This is a genomic window from Pseudomonas rubra (genome assembly GCF_028656935.1).
GTDB classification, from domain to species: Bacteria; Pseudomonadota; Gammaproteobacteria; order Pseudomonadales; family Pseudomonadaceae; genus Aquipseudomonas; species Aquipseudomonas rubra.
This window is the reverse complement of record NZ_JAMDGZ010000021.1, coordinates 36,934-49,208: the sequence shown is the minus strand read 5'-3', so window position 1 is coordinate 49,208 and position 12,275 is coordinate 36,934. Positions and strand designations below refer to the sequence as shown.

At 64.2% G+C, this 12,275-nt stretch carries 7 protein-coding genes; 3 read left to right on the top strand and 4 right to left on the bottom strand.

The genetic code is table 11. The features are described from left to right. Positions 1 to 7 precede the first annotated feature (7 nt). Positions 8 to 2,548, top strand: a complete 2,541-nt coding sequence (gene ptsP / locus M5G17_RS11205; RefSeq protein WP_273892971.1) for a phosphoenolpyruvate--protein phosphotransferase — start codon at positions 8 to 10, stop codon at positions 2,546 to 2,548. 12 nt (positions 2,549 to 2,560) lie between these two features. Next, complete coding sequence (gene nagE, locus M5G17_RS11200; protein ID WP_273892970.1) at positions 2,561 to 4,228, top strand: N-acetylglucosamine-specific PTS transporter subunit IIBC; 1,668 nt, start codon at positions 2,561 to 2,563, stop codon at positions 4,226 to 4,228. A 93-nt stretch (positions 4,229 to 4,321) separates the two neighbouring features. Here nagE and M5G17_RS11195 read toward each other — a convergent pair whose 3' ends face one another. Further along, on the bottom strand, positions 4,322 to 4,633 hold the full coding sequence (locus M5G17_RS11195) for a YqfO family protein (protein ID WP_273893044.1): 312 nt from the start codon (positions 4,631 to 4,633) through the stop codon (positions 4,322 to 4,324). Positions 4,634 to 4,635: 2 nt separating this feature from the next. Beyond that, on the bottom strand, positions 4,636 to 8,535 hold the full coding sequence (gene purL, locus M5G17_RS11190) for a phosphoribosylformylglycinamidine synthase (RefSeq protein ID WP_273892969.1): 3,900 nt from the start codon (positions 8,533 to 8,535) through the stop codon (positions 4,636 to 4,638). 246 nt (positions 8,536 to 8,781) lie between these two features. On the opposite strand from purL, the gene mltF reads away from it, so the two are divergent. Continuing rightward, positions 8,782 to 10,242 (top strand): membrane-bound lytic murein transglycosylase MltF, encoded by a 1,461-nt coding sequence (mltF, locus tag M5G17_RS11185; RefSeq protein ID WP_273893042.1) that lies wholly within the window; start codon positions 8,782 to 8,784, stop codon positions 10,240 to 10,242. A 72-nt stretch (positions 10,243 to 10,314) separates the two neighbouring features. Here mltF and tadA read toward each other — a convergent pair whose 3' ends face one another. Both tadA and M5G17_RS11175 read right to left on the bottom strand, forming a co-directional pair. Then, positions 10,315 to 10,797 (bottom strand): tRNA adenosine(34) deaminase TadA, encoded by a 483-nt coding sequence (gene tadA, locus M5G17_RS11180; RefSeq protein ID WP_273892968.1) that lies wholly within the window; start codon positions 10,795 to 10,797, stop codon positions 10,315 to 10,317. Next, positions 10,797 to 12,173 (bottom strand): multicopper oxidase family protein, encoded by a 1,377-nt coding sequence (locus tag M5G17_RS11175; protein WP_273892967.1) that lies wholly within the window; start codon positions 12,171 to 12,173, stop codon positions 10,797 to 10,799. Before M5G17_RS11175 ends, tadA begins: the two co-directional genes overlap by 1 nt. Positions 12,174 to 12,275: the final 102 nt, after the last annotated feature.

Below are 12,275 nucleotides of genomic sequence, written 5' to 3'. Positions count from 1 at the left end.
CTTGCGCATGCCCAACAACAAGAACATCACCCTCCATGCCCCCCTCGAAGGGCCGCTGTTGCCACTGGACCAGGTGCCTGACCCGGTGTTCGCCGGCGGCAGCCTGGGCAATGGCATCGCCATCGACCCACTCAACGACTGTCTGCAGGCGCCTTGTGCCGGCACCATCATTCACCTGGCGAAAACCCTCCATGCCCTGACCTTGCGGGCCGACAACGGCGCCGAGATCCTCCTGCACATCGGCCTTGATACCGTGCAGTTGCAGGGCCGCGGCTTCCAGGCACTGGTGGCTAATGGCGAACGGGTCGAACAGGGCCGGCCACTGATTCGCTTTGACCTGGACCTGGTTGCGCAACACTGCACCAGCCTGATCACCGTGATGATCCTGAGCAACAGCAGCGACTACCGCGTGCTGCCACGCACGACCCGCTCGGTGACCCTGGGTGCGCCGCTGCTGGATGTCATCCCTATCGTTGATGTCGGTACCGTCAAAACGGCCAGCGCCGGTGAAACGGTACGTGCCAGCGCCAGAGTCGCTCATCATGGCGGCCTGCATGCGCGCCCTGCGGCCTTGCTGCGCCAGACCGCGCAAGGCTTCAGCAGCCATGCCGAGTTGCACTTCAACGGCCAGGTCGCTGCCCTCAACAGTCTGGTGGCGATCATGGGGTTGGGTGTGGGCGAACAGGATGAAGTCGACATCGTCTGCAGTGGCGCCGACAGCGCAGCGGCCTTGCAAGCCCTGGTGGCGGCAGCCAGCACCGCGACCGTCGGCGAACAGCATGCCGCCCCGACCGTCAGCACCCTGAGCAAACCTGTCGCCAACCTTGAGCCGGGCATCCTCAACGGTGTCTGTGCATCGCCCGGCCTTGCCAGCGGCCCGTTGGCGCGCCTGGATGTGATACGCCTGCCACACGACTCGGGTGGCCACCCACCTGGCCCGCAGCATCAAGCCCTCGACACCGCACTGGCCAGCGTCAAGCGCGCCATCGAAGCCGATCTGCAGCAGTTGCAACAAGGCGATGCCGCCGCCATCTTCGCCGCCCACCTGGCCCTGCTCGAAGATCCGTCCCTGGTCGACGCCGCGCGCCAGCACATTGACCAGGGTATCGCCGCCAGCCACGCCTGGAGCCAGGCTATCGACGCCCAGTGTGCGATCCTCAAGGCCCTCGACAAGCCGCTGCTGGCCGAACGCGCCAACGACCTGCAAGATCTGCAGCAACGAGTGTTGCGCGCCCTGCTCGGCGAAACCCGCGAACTGGACCTGCCACCTTCGGCGATTATCGTCGCCCATGAACTCACCCCTTCGGACCTGCTGCTGCTCGACCAGCACGCGGTGGCCGGGCTGTGCATGGTTGCCGGCGGTGCGACTTCGCATGTCGCCATCCTCGCCCGCGCCCGCGGCCTGCCCTGCCTGGTAGCACTGGGCGCGGACCTGATGAACCTGCAAGCGGGCCAGGTACTGATTGTCGATGCTGACCAGGCCCGGCTGGAAACGGCGCCAGATGCCGAACGCCTGGCCCAGGTCGCGCAGCTTCGCCAACATCAACAGCAACGTCGTGATGAACAGCAAGCCGCCGCCCAGGGCAGCGCGCAAACCCGTGACGGGCGCCTGATCGAAGTCGCCGCCAATGTCGCCTCCGCTGCCGAGGCCGCTCAGGCCTTGCGCCAGGGCGCCGACGGCGTCGGTCTGCTCCGCACCGAATTCCTCTTCGTCGACCGCCACACCGCTCCGGATGAACAGGAGCAGCGCGGCGCCTACCAGGCCGTGCTGGACGCCATGGCCGATCGCCCGGTGATCATCCGTACCATCGATGTTGGCGGCGACAAGCAGCTCGACTACCTGCCACTGCCCCACGAAGCCAACCCGGTACTGGGCCTGCGCGGCATTCGCCTGGGCCAGCTGCGCCCCGAGCTGCTCGACCAGCAACTACGTGCCCTGTTGCAGGTCAGCCCGCAACGTCGCTGCCGGATCATGCTGCCGATGGTCAGCGAGGTCGATGAACTGCTGGATATCCGTCAGCGCCTGGACCGCCTGGCCGCCGAGCTGGGCATCAATCAGCGCGCCGAGCTGGGGGTGATGATCGAAGTACCGGCCGCCGCCCTGCTCGCCGAGCGCCTGGCCGAACATGCCGACTTCTTTTCCATCGGCACCAACGACCTGTCCCAGTACACCCTGGCCATGGACCGCGACCACGCAGGCCTGGCCGCTCGCGTCGACGCCTTGCACCCGGCGCTGCTGCGCCTGATCGAGCTGACCTGCCAGGGCGCGGCCCAACATGGGCGCTGGGTTGGGGTCTGCGGCGCGCTGGCTTCGGACCCGCTGGCTACTGCGGTACTGGTTGGCCTGGGAGTCAGCGAACTGTCGGTCAGTGCCCCGCAGGTGGGCGAGATCAAGGCGCGCGTACGCCAACTCGATAGCCGCGAATGCCGCACCTTCAGTCAGCAGTTGCTAGGTCTGTCCAGCGCCCGTGCCGTGCGTCAGGCCTGCCAGGATTTCGCCGTACGCCCGACACACCCTCGCCACTCCCCCTTAAGCACAGAACAATAACCGGAGCGCACCATGTACCAGCACTTTATCCAGGGCCTGCAACGGCTCGGCCGCGCCCTCATGCTGCCCATCGCCATCTTGCCGATTGCCGGCCTGCTGCTACGGCTGGGCGACACCGACCTGCTCGACATCGCCCTGGTGCATGACGCCGGACAAGCGATCTTCGCCAACCTGGCGCTGATCTTCGCCATCGGCATCGCCGTCGGCTTTGCCCGCGACAACAACGGCACCGCAGGCCTGGCCGGCGCCATCGGCTACCTGGTGCTGGTGTCGACGCTCAAGGTGATCGACCCGCACATCAACATGGGCATGCTCGCCGGGATTGTCTGCGGCCTGCTCGGCGGCGCACTGTACAACCGCTTCAAAGACATCAAGCTGCCCGAGTACCTGGCCTTCTTCGGTGGCCGGCGATTCGTGCCGATTGCCACCGGGCTGTCAGCGGTGGTCCTGGGCTTGCTGTTTGGTCTGGTCTGGCCGCCTCTTCAGGACGGCATCAACAGCCTTGGCCAGCTGATGCTCGACAGCGGCAGTATCGGCGCGTTCTTCTTTGGCGTGCTCAACCGCCTGCTGATCGTCACCGGCCTGCACCATATCCTCAACAACCTGGTGTGGTTCGTGTTTGGCAGTTTCCAGGGTGCCAACGGCCTGGTGGTGACCGGCGACCTGACCCGCTACTTTGCCGGTGACCCGCAAGCCGGGCAGTTCATGGCCGGGATGTTCCCGATGATGATCTTCGGCCTGCCTGCCGCGTGCCTGGCCATGTACCGCCACGCCCTGCCGGAGCGGCGCAAGCTGATTGGCGGCATCCTGTTGTCGATGGCGCTGACCTCGGCGCTGACCGGGGTGACCGAACCGATCGAGTTCGCCTTCATGTTCCTGGCGCCGTTGCTGTTTCTGATCCACGCGGTGCTCACCGGCTTTTCCATGGCCCTGTGCGACCTGCTCAATGTCCGCCTGGGCTTTACCTTCTCCGGTGGTGCCATCGACATGGGCCTGGGCTGGGGCCGCTCGACCAATGGCTGGCTGGTGTTCCCGCTGGGGCTGCTGTATGCGCTGGTGTACTACTTCGTGTTCGATTTCTGTATCCGCCGCTTCAACCTCAAGACGCCGGGCCGCGAAGATCAGCCCAACGAAAACGCGCCGGTAGCGAACAGCAGTGCACCACGTGGTACGCGCTACATCGCGGCCCTGGGCGGCGCTGACAACCTGCTCTCGGTGGACGCCTGTACCACGCGTCTGCGCCTGCTGCTCAAGGACCGAGGCCTGGCCCAGGATGGTGTGCTCAAAAGCCTTGGTGCCATGGCCGTGGTGCGCCCAGGCTCTGCTGGCAGCCTGCAGGTTGTGGTCGGACCGCTGGCCGATACCCTTGCCGATGAAATTCGCAATCAGTTGCCCCATGCCTTGGCAAAGGCCGTCGAGCCCTCGCAGGTGCAAGCCGAGGCGAGCCAAAGCATGGCCGCTGAAGACTGGCTGAACGCTCTGGGTGGCAAGGACAATCTGGTGAAAGTGGATTGCGTGGCCCTGACCCGGGTGCGGGTCGAGTTCAAAGATGCGCGCAAGATGACACGCGAGCGCCTGCTGGCGTTGGGGTGCCTGGGGGTCAGCCCAGTGGCGGACGGGACCTGGCATTTGTTGATGGGCACGCGTGCTGCGGCCTTGAGTAACGCCTTGAATTCTTAGAAACATCGCGGGGCAAGTCGGGTCGCCGCATCGCCGCTCCCACAGGGTCACCATCAACCTCTGTGGGAGCGGGCTTGCCCCGCGATATGGCCCTCAAAAGTCCGCGAGCTGCCAGACCTCATAAGCCGGGGTTTCATAAGGGTGGCTACCCTTGAGGGCAGCGACCACCGCGCCAATCAGCGCGTCGGCCACCACCAGCTCGACCCGCCACTCTTCGACCTGCTCGACCACGCCAGCCTGCCCGAGGAACGGCTGGCTGCCGTCCAACGGGCGGAACTGGCCCTGGCCCAGCACCTGCCAGGCACAGCAGTCGTAGTCGCCGATGCGTCCGCCGCCGACGGCGAACACAGCAGCCTTGACCACCTCCACATGGCTTGGCGGGACGAAGAAGGCCAGCTTGTACACCCTTAGTTCACCCAGACGCGGGCGTTGCGGAACATGCGCATCCACGCCGCGTCTTCGCTCCAGTCATCCGGACGCCAGGAGTTCTGCACGGCACGGAAGACCCGCTCAGGGTGCGGCATCATGATGGTGACGCGACCGTCGCGGCTGGTCAGGCCGGTAATCCCGCGCGGCGAGCCGTTCGGGTTGGCCGGGTAGCTCTCGGTGACCTTGCCGTGGTTGTCGACAAAGCGCAGGGCCACGCAACCGGACAGGTCGGCTTCGAGCAAGGCTTCTTCGCTGGCGAACTCGGCATGGCCTTCGCCGTGGGCGATGGCGATCGGCATGCGCGAACCGGCCATACCCTGCAGGAAGATCGAGTTCGACTTCTGCACCTCGACCATGGCCACACGGGCTTCGAACTGCTCGGAACGGTTACGCACGAAGTGCGGCCAGAACTCGCTGCCCGGCACCAGCTCGTGCAGGTTGGACATCATCTGGCAACCGTTGCACACACCCAGGGTGAAGCTGTCGGTACGCTCGAAGTATTGCTGGAAAGCTTCACGGGCGCGGCTGTTGAACAGCGCCGACTTGGCCCAGCCTTCACCGGCACCGAGCACGTCGCCGTAGGAGAAGCCGCCACAGGCCACCAGGCCTTTGAAGTCGTTGAGGTCAACGCGACCGGCGAGGATATCGCTCATGTGCACGTCGATGGCGTTGAAGCCGGCGCGGTCGAAGGCAGCCGCCATCTCCACTTGGCCGTTGACGCCCTGCTCGCGCAGCACCGCCACTTGCGGGCGCACGCCTTTCTTGATGTACGGCGCGGCGATGTCCTGGTTGACGTCAAAGCCGAGCTTGACGCTCAGGCCCGGGTTGTCTTCCTCAAGCAGCACATCGAACTCCTGATCGGCGCAGTCGGCGTTGTCACGCAGACGCTGGATCTGGTAGCTGGTCTCAGCCCACTGGCGTTGCAGCAGGCGGCGATCGCCCTTGAACAACTCTTCGCCGGCCAGCTTGATCAGCACTTCGCCGTTGTTGATCGGCTGGCCGATCACCGCGACGCAGTCTTCACCCAGACCAGCGGCACTGAACTGGGCCAGTACATCCGGGGTGGCGTCCTGGCGCACCTGGATCACCGCGCCCAGCTCTTCGTTGAAGAGGATAGCCGCGACTTTCTCGCGCTTGCTGGTCAGGGTGTCCAGTTCCAGGTCCAGGCCGCAGTGGCCGGCAAAGGCCATTTCCAGCACGGTGGTCAGCAGGCCGCCGTCGGAACGGTCGTGATAGGCCAGCAGGTGACCGTCGGCGTTCAAGCCCTGGATCACGGCGAAGAAGGCCTTGAGGTCTTCGGCGTCGTCGACGTCCGGAGCAACGGCGGCCAGCTTGCCGTGGGTCTGGGCCAGAATCGAGGCACCCATGCGGTTCTTGCCGCGGCCCAGGTCGATCAGGATCAGGTCGGTCTCGCCCTTGTCCATGCGCAGTTGCGGGGTCAGGGTCTTGCGAATGTCGGTGACCGGCGCAAAACCGGTGACAATCAGCGACAGCGGCGAGGTGACGGATTTCTCCGCGCCCTCTTCGCTCCACTTGGTCTTCATCGACATGGAGTCCTTGCCCACCGGAATGGTCAGGCCCAGCTCCGGGCATAGCTCCATGCCGACAGCCTTGACAGTGTCGTACAGGCGGGCATCTTCACCCGGGTGGCCGGCGGCGGACATCCAGTTGGCCGACAGTTTGATGTCGGACAGCTTGCCGATGTGCGCGGCAGCCAGGTTGGTCAGGGTCTCGCCAATGGCCATGCGCCCGGACGCCGGAGCATCGAGCAGGGCCAGCGGGGTACGCTCGCCCATGGCCATGGCTTCACCGGTGTAGACATCGAAGCTGGTGGCGGTGACGGCGCAGTCGGCCACCGGTACCTGCCACGGGCCGACCATCTGGTCGCGGGCAACCAGGCCGGTGATGGTGCGGTCGCCGATGGTGATCAGGAAGCTCTTGCTGGCAACAGCCGGGTGACGCAGCACGCGCTCGACCGAGTCGTTCAGTTCCAGGGTACTTGGGTCGAAGTCATCGCCCAGCTCCGCTTCGCGGGTCACCGAACGGTGCATGCGCGGCGGCTTGCCCAGCAGCACGTCGAGTGGCATGTCCACCGGCGTGTTGCCGAAATGGCTGTCGGTTACGGTCAGGTGCGGTTCGGCAGTGGCCTCGCCAACGACCGCGAACGGGCAGCGCTCACGCTCGCAGATGGCCTGGAAGCGCTCGAAATCGCCAGCGCTGACCGCCAGAACGTAACGCTCCTGGGATTCGTTGCTCCAGATCTCGTGCGGGGCCATGCCCGGCTCGTCGTTGGGCACGTTGCGCAGCTCGAAGCGGCCACCGCGGCCACCGTCGTTGACCAGCTCGGGGAAAGCGTTGGAGATACCGCCCGCGCCGACGTCATGGATGAAGGCGATCGGGTTGTTGTCACCCAGCTGCCAGCAGCGGTCGATGACCTCTTGGCAACGGCGTTCCATTTCCGGGTTCTCGCGCTGCACCGAGGCGAAATCCAGGTCAGCGGAGCTGGCGCCGGTATCGACCGACGAAGCCGCGCCGCCACCCAGGCCGATCAGCATGGCCGGGCCACCGAGGACGATCAGCTTGGCGCCGACAGTGATTTCGGCTTTCTGTACATGGTCTTCACGGATGTTGCCCATGCCGCCAGCGAGCATGATCGGCTTGTGATAGCCGCGCACTTCTTCACCGTGCGGGGTCTTGATCGACTGCTCGAAGGTGCGGAAGTAGCCGGTCAGGGCTGGACGACCGAATTCGTTGTTGAACGCAGCGCCACCCAGCGGGCCATCGACCATGATGTCGAGGGCGTTGACGATGCGGTCCGGCTTGCCGTAGGCCTGCTCCCATGGCTGTTCGAAGCCCGGGATGCGCAGGTTGGACACGGTGAAACCGGTCAGGCCAGCCTTGGGCTTGGCACCGCGGCCGGTAGCGCCTTCGTCGCGGATCTCACCACCGGAACCGGTGGAAGCACCGGAGAACGGCGAGATGGCGGTCGGATGGTTGTGGGTCTCGACCTTCATCAGGATGTGCACCGGCTCCTGCACCGCGCCGTACTGGCGGGTTTCAGGGTTCGGGAAGAAGCGCCCGGCCACGGAACCGACGATCACCGAAGCGTTGTCCTTGTAAGCGGACAGCACGCCTTCGCTGTGCATCTGGTAGGTGTTCTTGATCATGCCGAACAGGCTTTTTTCCTGACTCTGGCCGTCGATATCCCAACTGGCGTTGAAGATTTTGTGGCGGCAGTGCTCGGAGTTGGCCTGGGCGAACATCATCAGTTCGATGTCGTGCGGGTTGCGCTTGAGGCCCTGGAAGCTGGTGACCAGGTAATCGATCTCGTCTTCGGCCAGGGCCAGGCCCAGCTCGACGTTGGCTTTTTCCAGGGCGGCGCGGCCACCGCCGAGGATGTCGACGGCGGTCAGCGGCTTGGGCTGGGCGTGGCTGAACAGGCCGGCGGCCTCGTCGAGCTTGCTCAGCACCAGCTGGGTCATGCGGTCGTGGAGGATCTGGGCAACGGCGGCGACATCAGCGTCGCTCAGTTCACCGCTGACGTAGTAGGCAATGCCCCGTTCCAGGCGCTGGATGTTTTCCAGACCGCAATTGTGGGCGATGTCGCTGGCCTTGCTCGACCAGGGCGAGATGGTGCCGAAACGCGGAACCACCAGGAACAGGCGGCCGGCAGGCTCCTGTACCGGTACGCTCGGGCCGTACTTGAGCAGGCGCGCGAGCACGTGCTGTTGCTCGGCACTCAGTTCACCGTCAACCTCGGCGAAATGCGTGAATTCCGCATACAAACCACTAACAGCGGGGACTTTCTGGCTCAGTTGCTCGATTAACTTACCGTGGCGAAAGGCAGAAAGGGCAGGAGCGCCGCGCAGGATCAACATCGTCGGGACAGCCTCAGGAAGGGGGTGTGCTTAGAGGCCGTGCATTCTAGCCTAATTCAAGCGCTTCCGGCACCCGAAACACAGCATTGCGACACCTGGACATGTCGGCCCGGCAAAGCGGACTCGGGGGTCAAAAAAAACCCTCGATTTCTGCCCGTAACCGACCCTTGACGCAAAGATCGCTAGCAGACAAGCAAACCGTTGTCGAGATATGGCGGGAACGGTCCTTTGCGTATACTGCAAGCTATGTTCGCCCAAACAGCTTTGCGCCAGCGTTGCGCCAAATGGCTCTTCGCAACCGGACTCTTCCTGATGCTCGGTGCCTGTGTTGAAAAACCCAGCACCCTCGAGCGCGTCAAGGAGGATGGCGTGCTGCGCGTGATAACCCGCAACAGCCCGGCCACCTACTTCCAGGACCGCAACGGCGAAACCGGCTTCGAGTACGAGCTGGTCAAGCGTTTCGCCGACGATCTGGGCGTAGAGCTGAAGATCGAGACCGCTGACAACCTCGACGACCTGTTCAACCAGCTCGGCCAGCCTTCCGGCCCGGTGCTGGCGGCGGCAGGCCTGGTCAGCAGTGAACAGCGCAAGTCGCAGGTGCGTTTTTCCCACCCGTACCTGGAAGTCACCCCGCAGATCATCTACCGCAACGGCCGCCCGCGCCCCACCGATGCCAAGGACCTGGTCGGCAAGAAGATCATGGTGCTCAAGGGCAGCACCCATGCCGAGCAGATGGCCGAGCTGAAAAAGCAGTACCCGGCGCTCGAATACGAAGAATCCGACGAGGTTGAGGTAGTTGACCTACTGCGTATGGTCGATGAAGGGCAAATCGACCTGACCCTGGTCGACTCCAACGAACTGGCGATGAATCAGGTCTACTTCTCCAAGGTACGTGTGGCCTTCGACCTCGGTGATGCCCGCGACCAGCGCTGGGCCGTGGCCGCCGGCGAAGACAACAGCCTGCTCAACGAGATCAACGAATTTCTCGACAAGGTGCAAAAAAATGGCACTTTGCAGCGCCTGAAAGACCGCTATTACGGGCACGTCGATGTACTTGGCTACGTAGGCGCCTATACCTTTGCCCAGCACCTGCAACAGCGCCTGCCGCGCTACGAGAAACATTTCCAGGCCTCGGCCAAGAAGGAGCAGGTCGACTGGCGCCTGCTCGCCGCCATCGGCTACCAGGAGTCGATGTGGCAGGCCGAGGTCACCTCCAAGACCGGTGTGCGCGGCCTGATGATGCTGACCCAGCGCACCGCCCAGGCCATGGGCGTGTCCAACCGACTGGACCCGGTGCAGAGCATTCGTGGCGGGGCCAAGTATTTCATGTACGTCAAAGCCCAACTGGACGACAGCATCAAGGAACCGGACCGCACCTGGTTCGCCCTGGCCGCCTACAACGTCGGCGGCGGCCATCTGGATGATGCGCGCAAGCTGGCCAAGCGCGAAGGCCTGAACCCGAACAAGTGGCTGGACGTGAAGAAAATGCTGCCGCGGCTGTCGCAGAAGCAGTGGTACAGCAAGACCCGCTACGGTTATGCCCGTGGCGGCGAGCCGGTGCACTTCGTCGCCAACATCCGCCGTTACTACGACATCCTCACCTGGGTGACCCAGCCGCAGCTCGAAGGCAGCCAGGTGGCCGAAGGCAGCCTGCATGTGCCCGGTGTGAACAAGACCAAGCCGACCGAGCAAACGCCGCCGTTGTGAGATTGGAGGGGCGATGCAGGGCTCTTGTGGGAGCCGGCCTTGCCGGCGATTGGCCGCATAGCGGCCCTGGGTTTACGCCTTCGCCCGCCGCGCCTTGAAGAACTCGGACAAAATAGTCCCGCACTCTTCTGCCAATACCCCACCCTCGAATATCACCCGATGGTTGAGAAACCCCTGGGTAAAGAACTGCCCCTGGCTCTGCACCACGCCGGCCTTGGGCTCCAGCGCGCCGTACACGACCCGGCTGATACGTGAATGGACGATGAGCCCTGCGCACATGCTGCACGGTTCCAGGGTCACGTACAGGGTACTGCCGGGCAGGCGGTAGTTGCTCGCGGTTTGGGCGGCGGCGCGAATGGCGACCATTTCGGCATGAGCGCTGGGGTCGCTGCCACTGATCGGGCAGTTGAAGCCTTGGCCAATCACCTGGCCATGCTGCACCAGCACCGCGCCCACCGGCACCTCGCCCATGGCCGCACCTTGGGCGGCCAGCTCCAGGGCCAGGCGCATGAACTGCTGATCGCGGCTGCGATCGATGATCTGCGGCTGACGCATCACGCTACCTCGATGGCGGCCATCAGGCCGGTTTCCATGTGGTCGATCACGTGACAGTGGAACATCCAGGTACCCGGATTATCCGCCACCAGCGCCACTTGCGCGCGCTCGTTCTTGCCCAGCAGGTAGGTGTCGGTAAAGTACGGTTCGACCTTGCGCTTGTTCGAGCCGATCACCTTGAAACTCATGCCATGCAGGTGAATCGGGTGCTGGTACTGGGTCATGTTTTTCAGCTCGAAGATGTAGCTTTTACCCTTTTTCAGCGTGGCGATCGGCCGGTCGGCGCAGGTCTTGTCGGTAATGTCCCAGGCTTTGCCGTTGATCTGCCAGAGGCTCGGCGGCCTGCCGTTCTCGGTGTTCACCGAGACCGAGCCGACCCATTCGAAATTGAAGTTGAGCTTTTCGGCGTTGGCCAGGTCCGGCTCGGCAACCGGGTTGGCCGGCAAGGCTGGCGGCCAGTCACCAGCGGCGTCGCTGCTGGCCACCGAGCGCAGGGTGCCCAGGCGTACCGAGCCGTCACGCAGGGACAACTCTTCACCGGCCGGCGGCATCTTGATCGCAAGGCAAATACGCATGCCCGGGCCCAACCAGTAGTCCTTGCCCAACGGCCGCGGAGTCACCGGATTGCCGTCCAGGGCGTAGACCCGCGCCTCGAAGCTGCCTTTGAGGTTGATGCGGTAGGTCAGGGTGTTGTCGAGGTTGAGCAGGCGCACCCGCACGATCTGCCCGGCCGGCATCTCGACCACGGCGTTGGCCTGGCCATTGATGGTGATCAGCCGCCCTGCGGTACCGCCACGGGCTGCTTCACGGGGGATGCTGAAGGGCAGGTAGGCGCCCTGCTCGTCCACGTGCCAGTTTTTCAGGCTCAGGGTACGCTCATGCTTGAAGCCGGTGGGTTCGCGCTCTTCGACGATCAATGGCCCGACCAGGCCTTTACCCAGCTCTTCGCTGCTGTTGACGTGCGGGTGATACCAGTAGCTGCCGGCATCCGGCACACGGAACTTGTAGTCGAAGTACTCGCCCGGCAGCACCGGCAGTTGCGAGACGTAAGGCACGCCGTCCATCTCCAGCGGCAGGCGGATGCCGTGCCAGTGGATGGTGGTGGCCACCGGCAGTTGGTTGATGAAGCGCACCCGCAGCCATTCACCCTGGCGCACTCGCAGCTCGGTGCCCGGCGCCGACGGGCCGAAGGCCCAGGCCTGGGTCTTGAACCCCGAGACCAATTCGACATCCAGCGGTGCGGCAATCAGCTGGTAATCATGCCCCGCCTCGCCTTCCACCTTGCCCAGCCAGTAACGCGCGGTGCCACCGGCGCCCAGGCCAACCACCACCAGGCCGGTCAGCCCCTTGAGCATCTGTCGACGGGTAAAAGACATGCAGCGGGCACCTCGTATAGCCAAACCAGTCAGCCAGCCCCCACAGGAGCTGGCGATGAAGGGCAAATACGATACACCTGCAATTGAGAAATATTAAGTGAA